Below are 22,861 nucleotides of genomic sequence, written 5' to 3' on the forward strand. Positions count from 1 at the left end.
TCGCGGCGATCGGAGAGAGAGCGGTGGACGCTGGCTAAGCTGCCCCCGTGCCGACCGATCCGCAAGAGCCCCGCCCACCACGGTTGCTGGTGGTCGGTGACGTGGGCAGCGTGGCGGAGTACCACGTCGGTGACGACGCGATGCTGTTCGGGCTGCTGGCGGCGGCCGAGCACGCCGGGATAGACGCCGACTGGACGGTGGTGTCGGCGAACCCGGACAGTGCGGCCGACCGGTTCGGCCATCCGGCGGCGCCGTCCTTCGGCTTCGAGCGCTGCGCCGACGAGGCCGCCCGGAGCGCGTTGCTGGCCGAGCTCGACTCCTTGCCGCCGGCCGCGGCCGGCCCCGGCCAGCGGATCCGGCAGCTGGTGCCCGGCGCCGCGGCGGTGATCATCGCCGGCGGTGGAAACGTCAGCCAGTCCTGGCCGGCGCTGGTCTGCGAGCGGGTGGCGCTGAGCCGGTTAGCCCGCCGGCTCGGCGTGCCGGTGGTGCTCACCGGTCAGAGCATTGGGCCGCGGTTCGGACCCGAGGTGCGCCCGCTGGTCGCCGAGCTGCTCGCCGGCGCCGCGATGGTGGGCGTGCGTGAGAGGTGGTCCTACGCGCTGGCGCAGCTGTTCGGCGTGCCGAGCGAGCGGATCGTGCTGGGTGAAGACGACGCGGTGGCGCTGTGCCGCGATGCGCCGCCGGCTGATGCCCCGTCCCGCATCGGCGAGGCGGATGAGGAGCGGTCACCGTTCATCGCCGTCACCCTCAACGACCTCGGCGACCTCGCGTTGACCGCCCTCGCGGTCCAGCTGGCCGAGCTCAGTCACGCCTGCGGCGCCGGCGTGGTGCTGGTTCCGCATGCCGGTGACCTCGGTGGCGCGCCGGTCGCCGACGTCGCCGCGTCTCACCGGGTCGCCGCCGCCTTCGACGCGCGGCTGGCCGAACTGGGCAGTGACCGCAAGGCCCTCGTCATGCCGCTGCCGTCGGCGCCGGAGGCGATCGAGTACTGCCGCCGGGCCGAGCTGGTGATCAGCAGCCGCTACCACCCGGTGGTGTTCGCCGGCAGCTGCCGAACGCCGATGCTCTTTCTGCATCAGGACGATTACACCGCCATGAAGGGCATCGGCGCCCTCGGCCACTTCGGCATGACCGACTGGCGGATGTCGGTCCAGGACGCCGCCGCCGGTCAACTGCTGCCGGCCGCCGCGCAGTTGTGGGAGCAGCGCGGTCGGCTGGCCGCGCGGTTGCCGGCCGGCGCCGGTGAGCAGGCGCGCGGCCGGCTCGGGCTGCTGGTCACGCGGCTGGTCCGCGGCGAGTTCACGCCGCCGGATCAGGTCACCAGGCCGGAGTGGTTAGAGCCCGCCCTGCCGAGCTTCGTCGAGCTGTCCGAGGCCGAGTTGAGTGCCGCGCTCAGCGAGCGATCAGCGCTGAGGCAGCAGGCAGATGAGGCCGAGCGGTACGCGTTGTCGTTGCAGGAACAGGCCGAACGGCACGAGCCCTACGTGCGTTCGCTGCTGCGCCGGGCCGAGATCGCCGAGCAGTACGCGGCGTCACTGCTCAGCCGAGCGGAAGCGGCGGAGCAGCACGCGGCCGCGCTGCAGACCCGCCTTGGCCAGAGCCGACGATAGTTCGGACACCCCGGCGGGCTGCGCCGCGGCCGGACCCGGCGCTCGCAACCGGGCGACCTCGGCCTCCAGGCTGCGCGCGTACTCGGTGGCCGAGGCGATCGAGTCCTGCAGCACGGCATTCTCCGCCTTCAGGCTCAGGGCGTACTCGGCTGCTGACCTCGCGCTGGCCTGCTGAGCGGCGTGCTCCTCGCGCAGCAGGTCGAGGTAGGGATGTGACGGCCCGGTCGAGGAGCCGAGAATCAGCGGAAAGTGCTGGCCGGTAAGGATGTTGCGGGTCCGCGAGTCCAGGTAGCAGGCGGTGAAGGCTCGCCGTGGCGTCGGCGTCGGGTTCACGCCGGAACGGTGGATGAGCCAGTTGTGCATCAGCACCGCGTGCCCGGCCGGCACCTCGAGCGGCCGCACCTGGTCCTCGGGGCAGAACCGCTGCGCGTCCTGGTCGCTCAGCGTGCTGCCCTGAGCGCTCACCAGGCCGAGCCGGTGGCTGCCCGGAATCACCTCGACGCACCCGTTGGCGGCCGTCGCGTCGTCCAGTGCCATCCAGATGGTGACCAGCGGATCACGGTCCAGCGCCCAGACGTCGCCGCCGTCCTGATGCCAGGGCAGCACGGTGCCCTGGGCGGCAGGCTTGTTCATCACCATGGCCCGGAACAGCGATGCCGAGGTGTGGCGCCCGTAGTGGTGCTCGGCGACCTCGGCGAGCACCGGACCACGCAGCACCGCGCGGAACAGCTCGTCGGTCTCCAGGCCTTGCACCTTGCGGTACCGCAGGGTGCCGGCGGCGGCCTGCGCGGTCACGTCCGGCAGGTCCTCGTAACGGCCGCCGGTGTCGGCCTGCACCTGCACCCGCGGGTTCAGCACCCGTCCGAGCGCCAGGTCATCGACCCGGTCGCGTAGCCGCTGCAGCTCGTCGGCGTCGACCAGCGCGCCCAGGTGCAGAAAGCCCTGCCGGAAGTACTGGTCCCATCGCTCGTCAGAGATCAGGGCCGGTCCGGAGTCGATCCGCGCGGTGGTCATCGGGCCTCCTGGGAGGGCGCCTGGCTCAACTGCGCCGCGATCGCATCCAGGCGCTGGACGACCTCGACCAGTTGGCGGCGATGGCCTTCGAGATCGAGCCGGGCGCCGTCGGCGAGCTCGCCCAGGGCGTCCAGCCGGGACGTCTGCGCGGTGCTCTCGGCTCCGGCCTCGGCAGCCATCGTGCTCAGCACGTCGGTGCGGTCGGTGAGGGCCTGATGGTGCGTGCCGAGGCTGGTCACCAGCGACTGCAGCCCGGAGATGGCGCTGTGCTGCTGACCGGCGGCAGCCTGCAACTGGGCGACCGTGCGGCGTACTTCGAGAAGGCGCTCCTGCAGGCTTTCGGTCGCCGCGCCGATCTCGCGTTCAGCGCGCTCGTGCACGGCGCCGGTGGCGTCCAGGATCGCGTTGAGGCGGAGGTTGAGCTGCTCGTCGTGGCGGGCCAGCACCCGGTTGAGAGCTCGCTGGAAGAACCGGGACGCCCGGGAGAGGCCACCGGGCCGGGCGCCGGCCCCCAACGGGGTGTCGAGCAGCTGGTGGCAGGCTCGCAGGGCCAGCGCCGCGCCGGACTGCGCAGCCGCGCCGGACTCCGCCGCCGTTGCGGACTGCGCAGCCGCGCCGGACTCCACAGCGGTTCCGGAACGCGCGGTGTGCCCGGGCTGATCGAGATTTGACCGCTCGGCATTGAGCGACTGCTCGATCTGGGTCAGCCGCCCCATCACGAATGAGACGCTGCGATCGAGGTCGTGACTGGCGCGCATGCTTTCCTGGGCGCGCAGCCCCAGTTGGGCCGCCTCGGCGGGGTGCTCGAACACCCAGCGCAGCTGGCGTGCCGCCTCGGCCAGGTCCGGTTCGGCCCATCGGGTCGGCGGGCCGTAGGGCCGCGCGCTGGCCGGGATCTCGACCGGCTGGTATCCGACCAGCAGGCTGTTCTCCTCGTTCATGAAGTCGAGGTTTCCGGAGTAACCGGTGGCGATCACCGGCCGGCCCGCCGACATCGCCTCCGACATGGTCAGCCCCAGGCCCTCGGCCCGGTGCAGCGAGACGTAGGCAGCGCAGTGGGTGATCAGCGATTCGACCACGTCGGCGTCGAGGTAGTGCTCGATCAGGTGGATGTCCGAGCGCCCCCGGCAGGCGCTGAGCAGTTGCTCGCGCTGGCTGCGGAAGCGCTCTCCGTTCACGCTCTTGAGAACCAGCTCCGGACCCTGGCCGTCGGCGAACGCCGCGGTGAACGCCTCGACCAGGCCGACCGGGTTCTTCCTTTCAAAGACGCTGAAATAGTCGAACATGTAGAGCAGGTAGGGCCGCTCCCGCAGGCCGAGGGCTGCCCGGTCGAGCTCCGCGGTCCGGGACAGCTCCGGGACCGGGTAGGGGATCACGTGCACCGGCTTGTCGGTCTTGCGGGCGATCGCGGCCCGGACGAATTCGGAGATCGCCCAGATCTCATCGACCAATCCGATGGCGGTGTCGAAGCTGTCGGGGAAGTCCTCGACCTCCCAGGCCCAGACGCCGATCGTGTAACGCCCGTCCAGCATCGAACTCGCCTCGTTCGCCCACAGCGGGAATTGGTCGGCGTTGATCGTGGCAATGGTGATGGGGTATCGGATCTCGCTGGCCTCTTCGATGAAGCTGGCCTGCTGGCGGCTCAACGACCGGGCGCTGGTGACGGTGACGTAGGGCAATCCGGTCGCCCGCACCACGTCGGCGAGCAACCGCCCGATCTGGCCGACGCCGGTCTCGGTGCGGAAGTAGCCGGCCAGGTTCACCCCGAGGACGTCAGAACTGGTGACCGGCAGGGCGTCGGTCGCGGCCAGCGCCCCGGTGGGCAGCAGCGCTGCCGACAGTCCCGCCTCGCGCACGCCCGAGGTCAGGCACCAGGCCAGCAGCTGCGCCTGGTCGGCGCCGAAGAGGTCGGGAAAGGCCAGTTGCAGGTCCGACCGGCTCTGCCACAGGCTCTGCACCAGCCGGTTGACCCAGCTGCCCTCGACCACCGGCGCGCTGAACCAGGCCAGCACGTCGGCGTCATCGCCGTCGAAGGGCGTCGGCGGGTACAGCTCGCCCGCCAGCTCGGCCTCGACGACCGCGCTGCGATAGGCGCGGCGCATCATCGAGTTGACCGCCGTGCCGTCGTTGAGCCGGCCGAAGCGGTACGGCGTCCCCAGTGACCGGTCGAAACCCTCGTGCTTGAGGACGGCCGCGTACTCATCGCACAACTGCCGCACCGTGGGGTGCTCGCTCAGCAGCACCCGAGGGCGGTCGGCGACGTACCTGCTCAGGATCCACGGCGTTTCCGGGCTGTAGCCGCTGAAGTGGAAGAATCGCAACGGCCGGGAGTTGACCTGGTAGCTCTCGCCGTCCCACTCGATCAGGCGGCTGTCGAGGTTCCAGTAGGCGACGTTGTAACCCGGATCGCGGAGCACGCCGTGGTCGAAGTAGCCCGGCACCAGGTCGATCCAGCGCTGATCGGTGAAGAGCATCTGCTCGGGCGCTGAGATGGAGTCCCGGCGTAGCCGCTCCTGCCACCATCCCAGCATGGCGCGGGCGCCCTTGTTGACGGCGATGAAGCCCAGGTTGTAGACCCCCGCGCCCATGATGTCGGCCTCGGAGGGCCGCAGGCTGTCCCGGCGCATCGGGCTGACCGTGTGCGGGGTGAGCAGGATGCCGCTGTCCAGGGCGGCGTGCTCGATCTCGTCCAGCGCGCTGTAGACGTAGATGTCGGGGTCCAGGTAGACCGCGACGTCGGCGCCGCGGTCCAGCAGCAGTTCCAGTGCCCAGGGCTTGAGCGCGGTGGACAGCTCGGTGACGTCGTACAGCAACGCCATCCTGTTGAACTCGGCCGGGTCCAGGCAGAGCTCGTGCGGCGTGATCACCTCGAAGCCGTCCGAGCCGGGAATCTCACCGGGCAGCGCGTCGACCACCAGCACGCTGAACCGCGAGCCAGGGTTGCACGCCAGGAACGAGCGCGCCAGGGTGCGGGCCATGGCCAGGTAGTTGCGAGCCGCGATGGTGACAGCGTGCACGTCGCTCCCGTCCCCCGACTGACTGTTCAATCGATTCGGTTGATGTTCATCAGCTGTCAGCAGGCGGGCGGGCGGTATCGTCTGCCAGCGTGCGAACCGCGGATACGGCGCAACTTAACATCGCGGCGCCGGCTCCGGTGGGACGGTCAGGGCGGTTTGTCCTCAGTCCGTTGGGGTCTGCCGCTCGCGAGTTGGCCGGTGTGCCGGCCGTTCTGCTGCTGATCTGCGTCGCCCTGGTCGCGCCGATGGGCGCCATCACGCCCGAGGCCGGGCTCGACCCGAGCTGGCGGACGGCGCTGAACCTGGCGCCCGGGCAAGGGCTGAGCTTCGGACCGGACCTGGTGTTCACCCTGGGCCCGTGGGGTTTCCTGGACCATCCGCACGCGACCAGCCGGGCCAACCTGGTGCTCGGCACGGTCTTCGCGGTCCTCGCCGTGGGGGTGGCGTGGCTGGCCTTCTTCTACCTGATCCGGCGGGTCACCACGGTGAACCGGGCTGCCGTCGCGGCCGCCGGACTGGTCGCGCTGATCGCGCAGGCCAACACCATGAGCGCGGTGCTGCTGATGGCCACCGGCGCTCTCGCGTTGAACTACCTGGGCACCGCCCGGCTGCCGGCCCGGCACTGTTGGCTGCCGTCGGCGATCGCGGTCGAGGCCGCACTGCTGACCCAGGTCAAGTTCTCGGTCGGCGTCGTGTTGACCGCGATAGCCGTGGTGTGCGTCGCCTTCGGCCCCGGCCGCAAGGCCTGGCAGGCGGTGGCGGCCGGCCTGAGCTGGCTGCTCGGCGCCGCGCTGGCCTGGTTGCTGGCCGGCCAGTCGCTGGCCGACTATCCCGGTTGGTTCGCCGGCTCGGTGCAGATCGCTGCCGGCTACACCGAGGCCATGGCCCTGGAGGACAAGCCGAACGTGGTGCCCTACCTGCTGCTCGGCGCTGTCGTGGCCGTGATCGCGGGATACTTCGTGCGGGCCTGGCGCGCCGAGGGGTTTGCGGGCACGGCCGGCGTGCTGCTGGTGTCGCTGCTGCTGCTGTACCTGGGCTTCAAGGAGGTGGGGGGACGGCACCAACCGGGCCGGCAGGCGTTCTTCTACCTCACCGCCGCGCCGGTGCTGGCGTGGTTCCTCGCCGCCGCCGGAAAGCCAGCCGGAGGCTGGGCCGGAGGATCGGCCGGAAAGCCGGCCCGAACATCGACCGGAGGCTCGGCCGGAAATCCGGCGTTCCGGGCGGCCGTTCTCGCCGTGACCGTGCTGCTGGCCGCGCGCGACTGGCTGCCGGCCGAACCTTCCCGAGCGATGGCGGCGTGGGCCGACCGGGTCCAGGTGGTGGTCGACGCCGAGTACCAGAAGGCCACCCTGGCCCAGGCGCAGCGTCAGGCGCGCCAGGCGTACCTGCTGTCAGACCAGCTGAGGGCGGCGGTGGCGGATCACCCGGTGGCGGTGGACTCGTTCGAGTCCTCGCTGGCCTGGGCCTATGACCTGAACTGGCGGCCGGTTCCGGTGTTCCAGACCTACGCCGCCTACACCGCCGTTCTGGACCAGCGCAATGCCGATGCTCTCCACCGCGCGCCCGCCGACCAGCGGATCCTGCGCTCGGCGGTCGGCTCGATCGACGGGCGCAATCCGCTGTGGGACTCGCCGCGCTACGTCCTGGCGGAGTTGTGCGGTTACCGCGCGCAGCTGTCGGACCCGAGCTGGCTGTTGCTGCGCAAGTCGAGTGACCGGTGCCGGCCGGCAACCGCCCTGCCGGCCCGGACGCTCGCGCGCGGGGTCCGGACCGAGGTTCCCGAGGTGGGCCCGGATCAGCTGCTGGTGATGTCGTTCACGCCCCGGGCGGTCAGCCCGCTGGTCAGGCTGGGCCGCTTGGCGGACAAGAGCTTTCACCCGTTGACGGTGAGCTGTGGCCAGGCCTCCTACCGGTTACCCCGGGCGCTGGCCGGTGGACCGCTCAGCGTCAAGCTGCCGGCGGTGGCCGGCTGGCCGGCCGGCTATCTCGGGAACTTCTCCTGCCCGACGGTGGCCTTCTCCGAGCCGGGTTCGGTCCGGTTCAGCGCCATTCCGCTGGCGCCTGGCTGACCAGCAAGGCGCCCACGGTCGGGTCTGAGCCTCAGTCCTTCCGATCCTCAGCCATGCGGCGCTGCAGCGGCAGCACCAGCCACAGGCTGACGAACACCACGGCCAGCAGCGAGGTCGTCACGATGGCAAACCTCCGTCCGACCACGTGGTCGAAGATCAGCAGGACGCCGCTGAGCACCGCCAGCAGCAGGAAGGTGGTGCCGGCCAGCGCCAGCTTGTTGGTGATCTTGACCAGCTCGTCCTTCAGACCCTGCCGGAACACCAGCCGGTGAATAGCCACCGGCGCCACCAGCAGGGCGATGGAGAGCGTGCAGAACAGCAGGGTGATCACGTAGATGGTGCGCTGGACGTCGTCCAGTTCCTGAAAGCGCGGCTGGAACGCGATCGAGAGCATGAAGGCGAACAGGATCTGCACGCCGGTCTCGGCGACCCGCAGCTCCTGCAGCAACTCGCCGTAGTTGCGATCCAGCCTTTCGGCCTCTGACTCTTCCCGGTTCTTCTTCGAGCCGGGGTCCTGAGCTTCTGCCACGGTGTGGATCCCTTCCTCGGCGGCGTAATGGCACAGCCTCGCACATCCGGCCGGCCAGTCAGCCCGGGTGCGCGAATCTCGCCCGGCGCACCTAGGTTGGAAGCCATGGGCGCCTGGGTCGGCATCTCCGGCTGGATCTACCAGCCATGGCGCGGGGACTTCTATCCCAAAGGCCTGCCGCACCGGCAGGAGCTTGCCTACGCGGCCGCCCGGATGTCCTCGATCGAGATCAACGGCTCGTTCTACGCCCTGCAGCGCCCGACCAGCTACCACCGCTGGGCGGCCGAGACCCCGCCGGACTTCGTGTTCTCGGTCAAGGGCGGCCGCTTCATCACCCACATGAAGAAGCTGCGTGACGTCGACACGCCGCTGGCCAACTTCTTCGCCTCCGGGGTGCTGGCCCTGCAGGGCAAGCTGGGGCCGCTGCTGTGGCAGCTGCCGCCGACGCTGGGCTTCGACCCCGACCGGCTGACCGACTTCTTCACCCGGCTGCCCACTTCCACCGGCGAAGCGGCCTACCTGGCCCGCCACCACGACGAGCGGCTGGCCGGACGGGCCTGGACCGGCGTGCTGGAGGACCGGCCGCTGCGGCACGCCCTGGAGATCAGGCACGACAGTTACCGCACGCCGGCCTTTGCCGCCCTGCTGCGCGAACTCGGTGTCGGGCTGGTGGTGGCCGACACGGCCGGGCGCTGGCCGCAGCTCTTCGACGTCACAGCCGACTTCGTCTACGTCCGGCTGCACGGCGCGAAGGAGCTCTACGCCAGCGGTTATGACGACGACGAGCTGGCGGTCTGGGCCGACCGGGTCCGAGCCTGGACCGATGCCGGCCTGGACGTGTTCGTGTACTTCGACAACGACATCAAGGTGCGGGCGCCCTATGACGCGCAGGCGTTGCGGGCCCAGCTGGACGCCCGGGCTGCCGCGGCCGCCCTGGGTCCTCCGGCCAGCGCGGCCGCCGTGGGTCCTCAGGACGGCGCGGCCGCCGTGGGTCCTCAGGACGGCGCGGCCACCCTCAGCTGATCGGGTCGGTGCGCAGCGAGCCGGGCTCGTCGGCGTGCCGCAGCTGGATCGAGCCGTAGCGGGTCCGCACCTCGTAGGCCTGCTGGCTGCGGTTGGCCGGACCGTCGAGCACCTGGCCGTCGCTGACCCGGAACTTGCTCTGGTGCCAGGGGCAGATGATGCAGCCGTCGTCGGTGAACTCGCCTTCGTGCAGCGGGGCGCCGCGGTGGGTGCAGCGGTCGGCGATGGCGTAGAGCTGGCCACCGGTGCGCACCAGCAGCACCGGAGTCCTGCCGTCGCGCACCAGCATCGGCTGGTCGTCTAGCAGCTCGGCCTCGGGCAGCACGTCGACCCAGTCGGTGGACGCGCCGTCGAAGGCGGTGGTGTCCACGCCGACGCCGCGCGCGTAGCTCAGGTGACCGCCCAGCCAGCCGGTGAAGCCCAGCAGCAGCGCGCCGCCGCCGGCAAGGGCCGTGCCCAGCGCGAACCGCTGGCGGCGGCGGGCGAACCAGCTGCCGGTGTAGAGGCCGAGCGCCAGGGAGTTGCCGACCGCGTGGACGAAGCCCACCCGGCGCTCGGCACCCCGGACGTAAGCCCAGTCGCTGGCGCCGGTGAGCGAGGTGGGCACTGCCGCGGCGATCCCGAGTCCGACCAGCTTGGTGGCGGCGGCCCGTCCCTGCTGGCCACCGGTCAGGTCGAGGTAGCTGGCGCCGAGCCACGCGCCGATCGGCACCACCACCAGCACCGGGTGCAGCGGATGCCCGCCGGCCGTGCCGCTCAGCACGTTGCGCAGCCCGACCGAGGCGTCCAGCGGCTTGAGCGCCAGCGCGGCGCCCCGGTTCGCGATCGGGTCAAGCACGGTGGTCCGCTCGATCCTGCCGACCAGTGAGTCGAGGGTGCGGTTGATTCGCCAGCTCAGCATGTCCGGCCTTCCCGGGCGGGGCAGATCCGTTACGCCGCATCGCCCGTGTGCTCGAAAGGATCAGCTGTTGGGTTTCAGCTGAGCCGAGATTAGCGCAGTCCTATGAGCCACCCCACACTGCTAGCAACCCGCTTGCAATTGCTAGCACCACGGAGCAAGGTGGAAGACGTGAACGTGGACGGGATCAAGGAGACAGCCGCCAAGGCGCCGCTCATCGGCGTCGGCACCATCGGCGACTTCATCCGCGAGCAGCGCCAGCAGGCCCAGGTGTCGCTGCGCCAGCTCTCCAAGCTGGCCGGAGTCTCCAACCCCTATCTCTCGCAGGTCGAGCGGGGGTTGCGCAAGCCGAGCGCTGAGATCCTGCAGCAGATCGCCAAGGGTCTGCGGATCTCCGCGGAGCAGCTCTACGTCCGGGCCGGCATTCTCGAGGACCGGTCGCCCGACTCCGAGCTGATTCCCGCGATCCTGGCCGATCAGGGCCTGACCGAGCGCCAGAAGAGCGTCCTCGTCGAGATCTATGAGTCTTTCCGCCGTGAGAACCGCGCTGCCGGTGTCGACCCGACGCCTGCCGCAGCACGGCCGAACGCCGCTGACGCGGCATCTGAGAAGGAGTAACGCAATGTCGATCGCCACTGACGTCCGCGCCTACGCCGACATGGCCCTGGAGCAGGGCAAGAGCGCGCTCAGCCAGGCCGGCGCCGTCGTCAACAACGCCAACAAGCGGCTGGCCGCTGACGCGCCGAAGCCGGTGCTGGCTGCCCTCGGGGTGGCCGACCTGGTCGCCGAGAACCTGAGCAAGCGCGCCGAGGACCTCGGCAAGCGCGCCGAGACCGTCGGCAAGCGAGTGGAGTCCCTGCCCGCCGAGGCCGCCGACAACGTCGCCAAGGCCCAGGAGACCGGCAAGGCCCTGCTCAGCCGGACCCAGGACGACGCGCTGGCCCGGATCACCGAGCTCCGGGATCTCCTGGACACCGGGGTGGGCTCGGTCAAGGCGCTGCCGACGCTGTCGGTCGTCGCGGCCAGCACCACCACCGTTTACCTGAGCAACGCCAAGCAGGCCTTCCAGGCGCTGACCGCCCGTGGCGAGGCCCGGCTGGCCGAGCTGCGCAACGATCCCCGGGTCAGCAGGCTGCGCAGCGACCTGGACGAGGCCTCGGCCGCCGTCCAGGCCCGGGTCGCGCCGGTGCTCGGCTCCATGCGCTCGGAGGTCGTGCCGTACCTCGACTCGGCCTTCGACGCGATCAAGGACGCCGACCTCGGTGAGCCGGCCGCGACCCCGCGGGCCGGCAGCAAGTCCGGCACTCGCCGCGGCACCGCCGGCAGCAGGGCCACGTCCACCACGGGCAGCGCCGACAAGACCGGCGCCCGCAAGGCTCCGGCCTCCAAGGCCGCCGCTACCGGCGCTCGCAAGGCTCCGGCGTCCAAGACGGCGGCTGCTCGCAAGGCCCCGGCGTCCAAGGCTGCCGCCACCGGCGCCCGCAAGGCTCCGGCCTCCAAGGCCACCGCCCGCAAGGCCCCGGCCAAGAAGGCCTGACCCTTCGATAGCCGCTGTGCCCCGGCCCTGAATTTTTTCGGGCCGGGGCACAGCTATTCGTGGATTACGCTGGTAGGCGTGCAGACCATCCACAACATCGAGAACGGCCTGCTCCTGGTTCTGTTCCTGGGGGTGCTGGCCCTGCAGCTCTGGGCACTGGTCGACTGCGTCACGCGCAAGGCCCCGGCGTTTCCGGCTGCCGGCAAGCTGACCAAACCGACCTGGATCCTGCTGACCGCGATAGCGGTGGCCCCGGTGGCCCTGTTGCAGAACGTCACCAACCTGCTGGCCTACATCGGCATCATCGTCAGCTGTGTCTACCTGGCCGACGTCCGGCCCGCGGTGCGCGAGATCAGCGGCCCGTCGCGCTGGTGAGCCCGCTCAGGCCGCCAGCCCGACTGCGGGTTCGGCCCAGTTCGAGGCGGTCCGGTGCTCCGGATGCTCGCTCAGCCAGTCCCAGGCGATGATCGTCAACTCCCCGTCACGGCCTCTGAACATCATCGAGATCATCTGAAAGTCACCACGCAAAGACCACAGCGGGTGGCCGAAGCTTGCCGGGTTGTTGCCTTCGACCAGCCAGTGGCTCGGCCAGGCCACGCCGTAGCCGAGCGCCGGCAACGCGGCGATCAGCCGGCGGCGCCCGGTCAGCAGGCCGAGCACGCTCAGCGCCAGCCCTGAGACCGTGCCGGTGAAGTGCAGCCTGCGGGTCAGCGGCTTGGAGTGCATCGCGACGTAGTACGGAAAGAACTCCCGGTAGCTACCGAACATGCCAAGGCCTCCATTCATGCGCTGTCCGTCCCGGACCTCGCCCGGCCATTCTGGCAAAGCCGCCCGGCAAGGCTCTCGGGTAGCCTGAGCCGATGATCGAGCATCCGGACGAAAGCCGCATCGAGTCGCGCGCACAGCTCGCGCCCGAAGAGATGGCGGCCGGCAGCGATGACCCGCACCGGCAGGCCGAGATCATCCTGGAGGACTCCGACGCGCGAACCGAGGACCCTGAGCAGACGTTGCACGACTCGTCCCAGACCCCGGACCGGTCCGACCAGCTGCCCGAGCACGAGGCTCACCCGGCGGACGGACCGGCTGGCTGACCCCGGCCCCCACCGTCGCTTCGGGGGCACAAAGCACCCCGGTGACCCCCTTATGAACCAGGGCTAAACGGCTTCGAAAGCGGGCCTGGCACCGCTATGCGCACCGCACTCAGGGCATGGCGCGCGCACTGTCGTACACCCGCCGGTTGGGCGCACACCCAGACCATCGGTTGGCAAACCGTATGGCCGGCAGGGTACTGTGATCACAGCTGGAACCGCAGCCCGATCCGCCTGCCACTTCTTGGCAGCGCGTGTATGCATAGCAACAGTTGAGCAACTGTTTGCTGTCTAAAGGGGCCGCAGTGCAGACATCTGTCTCATCCAACTACCTGTCGCCGTTGCCTGCCGTGGGCAGGACCGTGGTGGGGGGCTTCGAGAGCACCTACCTGCCCGGATACCGAACGGACCTGCTCGAGGTCACGGGGCATTCCGAACGCTGGCGGGACGACCTAGACGAGCTGCTGGGGACGGGCGTCCGGCACCTGCGCTACCCGCTGCGCTGGCCGCAGATCCAGCCCGAGCCCGGCCGGTTCGACTGGTCCGAGACCGACCGGGTGCTGGAGTATCTGCGTGAGGCCGGCGCCGTGCCGATCGTCGACCTGGTTCACCACACCAGCTATCCCGACTGGTTGCGCGACGGCTTCCGGGATCCCGGGTTCGGCCCGGCGATGACGTCCTACGCCGAGGCGGTAGCCGTGCGCTACCCCTGGCTGCCCGCCTACACGCTGTTCAACGAGCCGTTCGCGACCCTGCATCTGGCGGGCCACGAAGGCTTGTGGCCGCCCTATGACCGCGGCATGGAGGGTTTCGTCCGGCTGGCCAACTCGGTGCTGCCGGCGATCAACCAGGCCGCCGAGTGCTGGGCCGAACTGCTTCCCGAGGCCCACCACGTCTGGGTGGACACTTGCGAGCACCACGCCGGCAGCCCCTCCTGCCAGCAGTACGTCCAGCTGGCCAACGACCGCCGGCATATCTTCCTGGACCTGATGCTGGGACACGATCTCGACCCGGCCCGGCCCTTTCTCGCCGAGTTCATCCGCGCCGGCGGCGGGCCGCTGCTGGAGCTGCCACCCCGCCGGGTCGATGTCGTGGGCCTGGACTATTACTGCCACTCCGAGTGGTACTACAACGAGCTTGGCGGCTACGCGCCCTCGCCGCACCCGATCGGGTTCGCGGCGGTGGCAGAGCAGTATTCGGCCCGGTACGGCCTTCCGATGATGCTGACCGAGACCAACCTTCGGGGCCAGCCCTCGGACCGGATCTCCTGGCTGCGCTACATGCTCGAGCAGTACGACCTCGCTGTCGAGCGGGGCGTGCCGTTGCACGGTTTCTGCTGGTTCCCGCAGGTCGACTCCTGCGACTGGGACTCCCTGCTGGCACGCACCGCGGGCCGGGTCGACCCGGTCGGTGTGCTGAGCATCGACGCCGACACCAAGAGCCGTGAGCGAACCGGTTTCACCGAGGCATGGGAGAAGGTCGTGCTCGGCTCGGGTGCGCAGGACCTGCCCGCCTACCGTTTTCAGCCGCCGTGCGACGAGTTGTTGTCCGGTGTGCTTTCCGGCCTGGACCACTGGCCGTGGGAAGACCCTCCCGAAGGGCTGGCAACCGCCGCCGTCGCCGTCCCGCCACCCGTGACAAGGAGTGCCTGATGAACGACTTTCAGCCCCAGCCCGACCTGGTAGTGCTGTCCCACCTTCGCTGGGCCTGGGTGTGGCAGCGACCCCAGCACCTGGTGTCCCGCTTCGCCCAGCAGCGGATCCGGTCCGGCGCGCGCACCTGGTTCGTCGAGGAGCCGATCGCTGCCGACGTTCCACAGCCCGAGATCCGCTACGAGCAGCGGGACGGGGTCACCCGGATCTGGCTGGAGGTGACCGGAAAGAACGACCCGACCGGATCCATCAGCTTCACCGATCCGCGTGCCGCCTGCTACCCGGCGTTGCTGGCCGAGTTGCTTGGCCAACTGGGGGGGCGGCCGGCGCCGGACCTGTGGCTCTACACCCCGATGGCCTACGACATCGCCAAGTGCCTCGACGGCGGGCGGTTGATCTATGACGTGATGGATGACCTGTCCTCGTTCAAGCATGCCCCGGAAGGGCTTCGGCTGCGCCAGCGGCAGTTGCTGAGCGCCGCCGACGTGGTCTTCACCGGCGGCCGCTCGCTGTATCGCGCGACCCTCAACCAGCGCCAGCATGCCGTGCACCTGTTTCCCAGTGGCGTGGAGAGCCAGCACTACGCGGCCTCCCGTTCGCTGCGCACCCCGCACAGCCGCAAGGTCGCGGGTTACGTCGGCGTGGTGGACGAGCGGGTGGACCTCGAGCTCATCGCCGGCCTGGCCCGCGAACTCCCTGACTGGACGGTTCGGATAGTCGGCCCGGTGACCAAGATCGACGAGGACAGCCTGCCGCAGGCGGCGAACATCGAATACCTGGGGATGGTCGCCTATCCGGAGTTGCCGCGGATCATGGCCGGCTTCGACGTGGCCCTGATGCCGTTCGCCCTGAACGAGGCGACCCGTTCGATCAGCCCGACCAAGACCCTGGAGTACCTGGCGGCCGGCCTTCCGGTCGTCTCCACCCGGGTGCCGGACGTGGTCACCGACTATGCCGACGTGGTTCATCTGGCCGACGACGGAGCTGAGTTCGCCGCGGCCTGCCGTGAGGTGCTGACCCATCCGGTGGCTGAGCGCGACCGCCGGGTGCGACCGATCCAGGCGCGTCAGGAATGGGATTACATAGCCTCGGCAATGACAAAGCTGGTCGACACCTACGCCGGCACCACTGCCGGCTACCGCGCTGACCAGGTGGAGGTGTCGGTATGACCACCGTTCAGGCCACTCCCACCACGCTCACCGGCGAGCTGGAGACCGCGCACCGGCAAGGGGTGATCGCGGCCGGACACGGCCTGCAGGACGCGGCCCTGGGCGCGCTTCGGCTTACCGGAGCAGGAGTCGGCGTTCTCGCCGAGGCGGCGGTCTCCTCGGCTACCCCCTTCCTGCGGGCGCCGCTGCTGAGCAGGATCTTCAACGCGCTACGGATACATCCGATGCAGGGCGACGAGGACGGCCACTGCCCGACCTGCAGGGTGCCCGCGCCCTGCCTGACCGCGCAGGAGCTGAACCCGTGACCGCCGCCGTCCGGGCCGAGGAGTTGCGCGCGGCCGATCTCATCGTGGTGGGCTCGGGCTTCTACGGGCTGACGGTGGCCGAGCGGATCGCCGAGCAGTACGGCAAGCGCGTCCTGGTGCTCGAGATCCGCGATCACCTTGGTGGCAATGCCTATTCCGAGATCGAGCCCAGCACCGGCATCGAGGTGCACCGGTACGGGGCGCACCTGTTCCACACCTCGAACGAGCGGGTCTGGGACTACGTCAACCGGTTTACCACGTTCACCGGTTACCAGCACCGGGTCTTCACCGTGAGCAAGAGCCGGGTGTACCCGATGCCGATCAACCTTGCCACGATCTGCGAGTACTTCGGCGCGCACCTCAGCCCGTCCGAAGCCAGGAAGCTGATCCGCGAGCAGGCAGCCGAGGTCGGCGACGCCGTCCCGGACAACCTGGAGCGCAAGGCGATCGCCTCCATCGGCCGGCCGCTGTACGAGGCCTTCGTTCGCGGGTACACCGAGAAGCAATGGCAAACCGATCCACGCGAGCTGCCCGCCGACGTGATCAGCCGGCTGCCGGTGCGCTACACCTTCGACAACCGCTACTTCAACGACACCTACGAAGGCCTGCCGACCGATGGCTACACGGCCTGGCTGCAGCGGATGGCCAGCCATCCCAACATCACCGTGCGGCTGGGCGCCGACTTCTTCGACGTGCGCTCCCAGATCCCGGCCGGCACCCCGATCGTCTACACCGGGCCGCTGGATCGCTACTTCGACTACGCCGAAGGCGAGTTGGGCTGGCGGACGCTGGACTTCGAGCAGGAGGTGCTCGAGGTCGGTGACTTCCAGGGCACGCCGGTGATGAACTACGCCGACTCCGACGTGCCGTGGACCCGGATTCACGAGTTCCGGCACTTCCACCCCGAGCGGACGCAGTACCCGCAGGACCGCACCGTCATCGTCCGGGAGTACTCGCGGGCGGCCGGCCGCGCCGACGAGCCGTACTACCCGGTGAACACCGAGCAGGACCGGACGGTGCTGGCCCGCTACCGCGATCGCGCCGAGGCCGAGCCGGACGTGTACTTCGGCGGCCGGCTGGGCACCTACAAGTACCTTGACATGCACATGGCGATCGCATCGGCCTTCACGCTGGTAGACAACGAGCTGGCCGCGCGCTTCTCCTCGCCGGACAGCTAGCCGGCAGGGCGGTGCCACTACCGTTGAACGAAACGGTGATCGGAGAGCTCGCGTGACATCGATGGCGGCACTGGGCGTGGCGTTCGTAGAAGAACCGGCGGTCGATCAGGGCGACCCGTTCCTGCTCGAGGTGCCCGGGGACCGGCGTTCGGAACTGCCGTTCCGGTACTACGTCTATGTCTCCGCACCTGGGTTTCCGGTCTACGGGTCCGACAGCCTGCTGGATCCGGGCAGCTGGCAGCGGGTGGGGGACAGCTACCCCGGCCTGGGCGTGGACCGGTGGTGCTGGGCCCCCTGCGTCCGGTACGTGCCCGGGCTGCGGCGGCCCTGGGTGATGCTCTACTCCCAAGCCAAGGGCGCCGGCGAGACCGAGGGCCATCAGGAGCACCGGCTGCGCCGGGCCGATAGCGACTCACCGGCCGGTCCGTTCGCCGACTCCGGCGAGGTGCTGACCCCTGAGCTCGACTTCGCGATCGACCCCGACGTCCACGTCGACGCCGAGGGCGTCAGCTGGCTGTACTTCGCCCTCGACTTCGTCAGTGACGAGCCCTACGGAACCGGCATCGTCCGGGCCAGGATCAGCCCGGACCTGCGGCGGCTGGAGTCCGAGACCTCGCTGGTCGCCAGGCCGCAGGCGCAATGGCAGCTCTACGACGCCCACCGCTCGATGCCGTGGAAGGACATTCCCGGAGTGCGCTGGGACCGCTCCGAGACGGTGCGCTGGTCGACGATCGAGGGCCCGGCGGTGCTCACCTCGCCAGGCGGGCGCGAGGTGGTGCTCTACAGCGGTGGCAACTTCGCCGACTTCTACGGGATCGGCGTGGTGGCGCGGGACCCGGGCAGCGGGCAGTGGCTGGACCTGAGCCCGACGCCGGAGGCCAGCCTGCTCGGCCCCGACCCCGCTGCCAACCTGTTCGGCCCCGGTCACTGCAGCGTGATCAGCAGCGACGGCCAGCCGTTCATGTGCTACCACTTCCGCAGCGCGCCCGGCGCCTCGCGGCAGTTCGCGGTGGCGCCGTTGCGGTGGGATCCGGACACCGACCTGCCGCGGCTGGCCATCGAGTGACCCGGGCCGCGCCTTGAGTGACGCAGCCTCGGCTACGTGACGCAGCCGCCGGCTAAGGCGCGCCGCCGTAGCTGATGTCGGTGTCCATCACCGTGGGCGGGTAGTCGCCGTACTCGAACGAGCCGATCTCGTCGGCCGGAACGGCGGCCGAAGGCCGGCGGGTGATCGAGTTCAGCGTCGCCAGGTCCGCCTTGGGCTTGCGGTCAGCGGTCAGCAGCCCGTTCTTCTCCTGCAGGGTGTCGGTGAACTGGGTGTAGCAGAAGCCGCTGATGGCGGGTGCGTCGAGCAGTGCGTCGACCAGGGCGCGGTAGCGCTCCAGCAACTCCTCCGACGTCCGGGCCACCGAATAGCCGTGCCAGGACGGGCCGCCGTCGCCGTCGTGGGAGATCCCGCCGAACTCGGTGATCATCAGTGGTTGGCCGTCGCGCGACATGCCAGGCAGCAGCACCGTGCGGTAGCCCGGCTGAATGTCCTGCAGGGTCTCGGTGATGCTGGCGGCGCTGCCGTAGCGCTGCCGCAGCACCTCGGGGCGTGAGGCGTAGTCGTGCACGGTGATGACGTCGGTGACCACCTGCTCCCAGCCGTCGTTGCCCACCACCAGCCGGGTCGAGTCCAGCGCCTTGGTCAGGTGGTAGAGCGCCGTGACGAAGCTGCGCTGCGGCGCGGAGCTGGCCAGGTTGGGCACGCCCCAGCTCTCGTTGACCGGCACCCAGGCGATGATGCAGGGATGGCTGTAGTCCCGCTGCTGGATCTCCAGCCATTCCCGGGTGATCCGATCCACCGTTCGGGTCGTGTACTCGTAGGCGGCCGGCATCTCGGCCCAGACCAGCAGACCCAACCGGTCACACCAGTAGAGAAAGCTCGGGTCGGCCACCTTCTGGTGCAGCCGGACCCCGTTGAAGCCGAGGCTGCGCACCAGTTCCACCTCCCGGCGGGCGGCATCCGGATCGGGAAGAGCCAGGTGCGACTCGGTCCAGTAGCACTGGTCGAGCACCAGCCGCAAGAAGTACGGCCGGCCGTTGAGCAGGATCCGGTTGCTCGAGGCCTCGATACTGCGCATCGCGGCGTAGCTGTGAACCAGGTCGATCGGTTCCGGGGTGTCAGCCTGGTCCTCGGCGGCGTACAGCTTGATCTCGGCCTCGAACAGGTTGGGCGTCTCGGGCGACCACAGCATCCGGTGCCGTTCCAGGCTCATGTCGGCCTGCGGCAGCCGCACCGAGATGGTGGCGCGGCCCCGGCTCACCGACACCGAGCTGTCGGCCAGCTCGAGGTCTTCGTGGGTCAGTCGCAGTCGCAGCCGCAACGACTGCCGGGCCACCTGGTTCAGCCGGATGTCCAGCCGCAGCACCGCCGTCTCGACATCGGGGGTCCAGCGCAGCTGCTCGATGCGGATGGCCGGCGCCGGCTCGAGCCAGACCGACTTCCAGATGCCGCTGGTGCGCTCGTACCAGATGGCGTGGGGCCTCTCCTGCCAGTCCTGCTTGCCGCGGGGCTGCTCGAGGTCGTGGGGGTCATCGACCGCGCGGACCACCACCACCTGCTCCGCCGAGCCCACCAGCGCATGGGTGATGTCGGCGTGGAAGGGGGTGTGGCCACCGGTGTGCTGGGCCACCAACTGGCCGTTCACCCAGACCTGGGCGGAGTAGTCCACCGCGCCGAAGTGCAGCAGCAGCCGCTCGTCCGGATGGTGCGGCGGGGTGAAGGTGCGTCGGTACCACAGCACTCGGTGGTAGCCGGTGTCACCGATCCCGCTCGCTGAGGATTCCGGCGGGAACGGCACCGTGATGGTGCGCTCAACCACGCCCCGGGACTCCTGCCAGTTCTGATACCAGCACTGGGCCAGGCCGACGTCGGCGTCGTCGTAGGAGAACTGCCACTCGCCGGACAGGTCGAACCAACGGTCGCGGGTCAACTGGGGCCGGGGGTGCACGGCCGTTCCTGGTTCCGCCATCACCGACGCTAGGGTAATGGGCTGCGGCCAGAGCTGAAAGTCGAACGCGCGGGCAGCGGCAAAAAGGGAGAAAACTGGTGATGGGCACGTCCAGCGGCTTTCTGCTGGTAGGCGGCTACACACCTCCGACGGGCGCCGGGCAGGGCATCCTGCTGGCCCAGCAGCGCGACGGCGGGCTGGCCGAGCGGGGCTTGTCGGTCGCCACCGAGTCCCCCTCCTTCCTGGCGATCTCAGCCGATGGCAACCGGGTCTACGCGGTGAACGAGACCGACCCCGGCCGGGTCAGCGCCTTCGGCAGGACCGGGTCACGGGCAGCGCCGGGACTCCGGCCACTCGGCGGGCAACCCACCGGCGGGGCTCATCCCTGCCACCTGGCGCTGCACCCGTCAGGCCGGCTGCTGGCGGTGGCCAACTACAGCAGCGGCAGCGTGGCGATCCACCCGCTGGACGACGGCGGCGCGGTGCGGCCGCACGCGCAGCTGCTGCGGCTGCGCGGCAGCGGCCCGAACATCGAGCGCCAGGACGGCCCGCACGCCCATCAGGTGAGCTTCGCCGCGGGCGGCGCCGAGCTGATAGTGGCCGACCTGGGCAGTGACCGGTTGTGGCGCTACCACCAGCAGGCCGGCGGCTATGTCCTGGTCGATGAGGTGAGCCTGCCGGCCGGCAGCGGCCCGAGGCAGCTGCTGCTGGACCCGGCCGCCGGGCGGGGTTACGTGCTCGGCGAGCTGGACAACTCGATCAGCACCCTGGAGTGGCGGCTGCCGGCCCGGCTGCTGTCCTCGGTCGCCGGGCACGCCGAGCCGCTGACGCCCGGCACCTTGTCGGCAGCCCTCATCTTCGGACCCCAGCCAGGCCTGCTGTACGCCTCGCATCGCGGCGCCGACCGGATCACGGTGCTGCGCCAGGACGGCGACGGCGTCACGCCGGTGGCCGACTTCGACTCCCACGGTCAGTCGCCGCGGCACCTGAGCCTGTCCGGTGACCGGCTCTACATCGCCAACCAGCTCTCGGACACCCTCGCCGGGGTGCCGGTCGCCAGGGACACCGGCCTTCCGGCCGGGCCGGTGAGCTCGCTGCGGGTGCCGAGCCCGAGCTGCGTGCTGGCCTGGTAGCTCGATCCGGGTGGCTCGATCCGGGTGGCTCGATCCTGGGCCGGTCAGTCCGCCCGGTCGGCCTGCTCGTCCAGGCCCGCTGCCGTGGCGAAGGCCCGGACCGTGTCGATCGTGTCCGCCTCGGCTGCGGTCTTGTCCTGCCGGTAGCGCAGCACCCGGGCGAAGCGCAGCGCCACACCGCCCGGGTAGCGAGAGGAGCGCTGCACGCCGTCGAAGGCGATCTCCACGACCTGTTCCGGACGTAGCTGAACCACCCAGTCCTCGGTCGGGCCGGCGGCGAGCTCGCCGAACCGCTCGGTCTGCCAGCTCAGCATCTCATCGGTCATGCCCTTGAAGGTCTTGCCGAGCATGACGAAGCCGCCGGTGCTCGGATCCCTGGCGCCGAGGTGAATGTTGGACAGCTTCCCCCGGCGCCGGCCCGATCCCCACTCGGCGGCCAGCACCACCAGATCCAGGGTGTGCACCGGCTTGACCTTTAGCCAGCCGGCTCCGCGGCGGCCGGCCTCGTACGGCGCGGCCAGTGACTTGGCCACCACCCCCTCGTGCCCGTGCGCGAGGGCGTCGTCGAGAAAGGCCTGGGCCTCGGCGGGGTCGGCCGTGACCAGTCGCGGGATCCGGTTGGCCGGGCCTACCAGCTCGGCGAGCACTTCGGCCCGGCGCTCGGCCGGCTCGTCGAGCAGGTCGGCGCCGTGGAGGTGCAGCACGTCGAAGAGGACGACCGTCAGCCGGGTGACGAGCGGGGCGGTGGGTGCAGACCGGGTGCCCAGCCGCGCCGCGGTCTCCTGGAAGGGCGCCGGCCGGCCGTTGTCGCGCAGCGCCAGCACCTCGCCATCGGCGACGAACCGGGTGGCAGCCATGCCGCGCACCGCCTCGACCACTTCTGGAAGCCTGGCCGTCACGTCCTCCATGCCACGGGTGAAGATCCAGATCTTGTCCTCGGCGCGGTGGATCTGCACCCGGACGCCGTCCAGCTTCCATTCGAAGGCGGCCCGCGCGCCGAGCCGGCTCAGCGCGTCGTCGGTGCTGGCCGCGGTCTGGGCCAGCATGGGGCTCACCGGGTGGCCGACCCGCAGGCCGAAGCCCGCCAGCGCCTCGCTGCCACCGCTCAGCGCCGAAGCGGCGACCATCGGCAGGCTGGCACTGAGCATCGCCGCGCGTCGCACCTGGGCCAGCGGCAGCCCGGCGGCTCGGGCCAGGGCGTCGGTCATCACACCGGCCAGGGCGCCCTGCCGCAGGTCCCCGGTGAGCAGCCGGGTGAGGAAGTGCTGTTCGGGTTGGGTGGCGGCAGCGAACAGCGCGTGCAGCAACTGCCGTCGCCGGCTCTGCGAGCCGCTGCCGGCAGTGCTGCCGATCTCGGTCAGGGCGGCTTCCACTGCTGCCACGTCCAGACCGGGCTCAGGCGCGGGCGGTGGCAGCGAGCGCAACGACGCCCAACCGACGCCGATCTGTCGCTGGGTCAGCTCTCCGGAAAGCCACGACACCACGGTCGCCGCTTCGGTTGCCGAGCAGGTGCGCAGCAGCACGGCCAGCTTGGCCACCTTCTCGTTACGGGCAGCCGTTGCCGCCAACTCGTCGGAGGTGGCTGCGACCAGGGAGAGTTGCATAGGCTCAGCGTGGCAGATACGCCGGTAGCCAGCAGCGCG

The 22,861-nt window shown here is 70.2% G+C and carries 20 protein-coding genes; 13 read left to right on the forward strand and 7 right to left on the reverse strand.

Annotated features, from left to right (window positions below):
- Positions 1 to 47 precede the first annotated feature (47 nt).
- The gene (locus VF557_02935; protein ID HEX8079145.1) at positions 48 to 1,610 is read left to right on the forward strand and encodes a polysaccharide pyruvyl transferase family protein; all 1,563 of its coding nucleotides are present in this window, start codon (positions 48 to 50) and stop codon (positions 1,608 to 1,610) included.
- On the opposite strand, the gene VF557_02940 is transcribed toward VF557_02935, so the two are convergent.
- Entirely contained in the window at positions 1,533 to 2,624 is a 1,092-nt protein-coding gene (locus VF557_02940; GenBank protein HEX8079146.1) for a phytanoyl-CoA dioxygenase family protein, read from the reverse strand. The genes VF557_02935 and VF557_02940 overlap by 78 nt on opposite strands.
- Positions 2,621 to 5,641 (reverse strand): glycosyltransferase family 4 protein, encoded by a 3,021-nt coding sequence (locus tag VF557_02945; GenBank protein ID HEX8079147.1) that lies wholly within the window; start codon positions 5,639 to 5,641, stop codon positions 2,621 to 2,623. The genes VF557_02940 and VF557_02945 overlap by 4 nt, the downstream gene beginning before the upstream one ends.
- A gap of 170 nt (positions 5,642 to 5,811) precedes the next feature.
- Between VF557_02945 and VF557_02950 the strand changes: the two genes are divergently transcribed.
- The gene (locus tag VF557_02950; protein ID HEX8079148.1) at positions 5,812 to 7,710 is read left to right on the forward strand and encodes a hypothetical protein; all 1,899 of its coding nucleotides are present in this window, start codon (positions 5,812 to 5,814) and stop codon (positions 7,708 to 7,710) included.
- A gap of 31 nt (positions 7,711 to 7,741) precedes the next feature.
- Here VF557_02950 and VF557_02955 read toward each other — a convergent pair whose 3' ends face one another.
- The gene (locus VF557_02955; protein ID HEX8079149.1) at positions 7,742 to 8,239 is read right to left on the reverse strand and encodes a DUF6328 family protein; all 498 of its coding nucleotides are present in this window, start codon (positions 8,237 to 8,239) and stop codon (positions 7,742 to 7,744) included.
- A gap of 105 nt (positions 8,240 to 8,344) precedes the next feature.
- Between VF557_02955 and VF557_02960 the strand changes: the two genes are divergently transcribed.
- Complete coding sequence (locus VF557_02960; protein ID HEX8079150.1) at positions 8,345 to 9,262, forward strand: DUF72 domain-containing protein; 918 nt, start codon at positions 8,345 to 8,347, stop codon at positions 9,260 to 9,262.
- On the opposite strand, the gene VF557_02965 is transcribed toward VF557_02960, so the two are convergent.
- The gene (locus tag VF557_02965) at positions 9,255 to 10,163 is read right to left on the reverse strand and encodes a Rieske 2Fe-2S domain-containing protein (GenBank protein ID HEX8079151.1); all 909 of its coding nucleotides are present in this window, start codon (positions 10,161 to 10,163) and stop codon (positions 9,255 to 9,257) included. The genes VF557_02960 and VF557_02965 overlap by 8 nt on opposite strands.
- A 168-nt stretch (positions 10,164 to 10,331) precedes the next feature.
- Between VF557_02965 and VF557_02970 the strand changes: the two genes are divergently transcribed.
- The 3 genes from VF557_02970 to VF557_02980 all read left to right on the forward strand — a co-directional run bounded on the left by VF557_02970 (position 10,332) and on the right by VF557_02980 (position 12,072).
- The gene (locus VF557_02970) at positions 10,332 to 10,778 is read left to right on the forward strand and encodes a helix-turn-helix domain-containing protein (protein HEX8079152.1); all 447 of its coding nucleotides are present in this window, start codon (positions 10,332 to 10,334) and stop codon (positions 10,776 to 10,778) included.
- A gap of 4 nt (positions 10,779 to 10,782) precedes the next feature.
- A complete protein-coding gene (locus VF557_02975) occupies positions 10,783 to 11,697 on the forward strand; it encodes a hypothetical protein (GenBank protein ID HEX8079153.1) in 915 nt (304 codons plus the stop codon).
- Positions 11,698 to 11,775: 78 nt separating this feature from the next.
- Positions 11,776 to 12,072, forward strand: coding sequence for a DUF2516 family protein (locus tag VF557_02980; protein HEX8079154.1), 297 nt, complete (start codon positions 11,776 to 11,778; stop codon positions 12,070 to 12,072).
- A gap of 6 nt (positions 12,073 to 12,078) precedes the next feature.
- Here the strand turns inward: VF557_02980 and VF557_02985 are convergent, their stop codons facing one another.
- On the reverse strand, positions 12,079 to 12,465 hold the full coding sequence (locus tag VF557_02985; protein HEX8079155.1) for a DUF962 domain-containing protein: 387 nt from the start codon (positions 12,463 to 12,465) through the stop codon (positions 12,079 to 12,081).
- A gap of 92 nt (positions 12,466 to 12,557) precedes the next feature.
- Between VF557_02985 and VF557_02990 the strand changes: the two genes are divergently transcribed.
- From VF557_02990 to VF557_03015, 6 genes are all read left to right on the forward strand, one after another.
- Positions 12,558 to 12,788 carry a hypothetical protein gene (locus VF557_02990; GenBank protein ID HEX8079156.1) on the forward strand — a complete coding sequence of 77 codons (231 nt, stop codon included), beginning with the start codon at positions 12,558 to 12,560 and terminating at the stop codon, positions 12,786 to 12,788.
- Positions 12,789 to 13,090: 302 nt separating this feature from the next.
- Positions 13,091 to 14,437 carry a family 1 glycosylhydrolase gene (locus tag VF557_02995; GenBank protein ID HEX8079157.1) on the forward strand — a complete coding sequence of 449 codons (1,347 nt, stop codon included), beginning with the start codon at positions 13,091 to 13,093 and terminating at the stop codon, positions 14,435 to 14,437.
- A complete protein-coding gene (locus tag VF557_03000) occupies positions 14,437 to 15,606 on the forward strand; it encodes a glycosyltransferase (GenBank protein HEX8079158.1) in 1,170 nt (389 codons plus the stop codon). The genes VF557_02995 and VF557_03000 overlap by 1 nt, the downstream gene beginning before the upstream one ends.
- Positions 15,603 to 15,911 carry a hypothetical protein gene (locus VF557_03005; GenBank protein ID HEX8079159.1) on the forward strand — a complete coding sequence of 103 codons (309 nt, stop codon included), beginning with the start codon at positions 15,603 to 15,605 and terminating at the stop codon, positions 15,909 to 15,911. Before VF557_03000 ends, VF557_03005 begins: the two co-directional genes overlap by 4 nt.
- Positions 15,908 to 17,089, forward strand: a complete 1,182-nt coding sequence (gene glf / locus VF557_03010) for a UDP-galactopyranose mutase (GenBank protein HEX8079160.1) — start codon at positions 15,908 to 15,910, stop codon at positions 17,087 to 17,089. The genes VF557_03005 and glf overlap by 4 nt, the downstream gene beginning before the upstream one ends.
- Before the next feature lie 61 nt (positions 17,090 to 17,150).
- Complete coding sequence (locus VF557_03015; protein ID HEX8079161.1) at positions 17,151 to 18,155, forward strand: family 43 glycosylhydrolase; 1,005 nt, start codon at positions 17,151 to 17,153, stop codon at positions 18,153 to 18,155.
- A gap of 52 nt (positions 18,156 to 18,207) precedes the next feature.
- Here the strand turns inward: VF557_03015 and VF557_03020 are convergent, their stop codons facing one another.
- Positions 18,208 to 20,106: a glycoside hydrolase family 2 TIM barrel-domain containing protein gene (locus VF557_03020; protein HEX8079162.1), complete on the reverse strand. Its 1,899-nt coding sequence runs from the start codon at positions 20,104 to 20,106 to the stop codon at positions 18,208 to 18,210.
- An 80-nt stretch (positions 20,107 to 20,186) separates the two neighbouring features.
- On the opposite strand from VF557_03020, the gene VF557_03025 reads away from it, so the two are divergent.
- A complete protein-coding gene (locus VF557_03025) occupies positions 20,187 to 21,218 on the forward strand; it encodes a lactonase family protein (GenBank protein HEX8079163.1) in 1,032 nt (343 codons plus the stop codon).
- Between the two features lie 44 nt (positions 21,219 to 21,262).
- Here VF557_03025 and VF557_03030 read toward each other — a convergent pair whose 3' ends face one another.
- Positions 21,263 to 22,822: an ATP-dependent DNA ligase gene (locus VF557_03030; GenBank protein HEX8079164.1), complete on the reverse strand. Its 1,560-nt coding sequence runs from the start codon at positions 22,820 to 22,822 to the stop codon at positions 21,263 to 21,265.
- Between the last annotated feature and the right edge of the window lie 39 nt (positions 22,823 to 22,861).

Source organism: Jatrophihabitans sp. (assembly GCA_036389035.1).
GTDB lineage: Bacteria > Actinomycetota > Actinomycetes > Mycobacteriales > Jatrophihabitantaceae > Jatrophihabitans_A.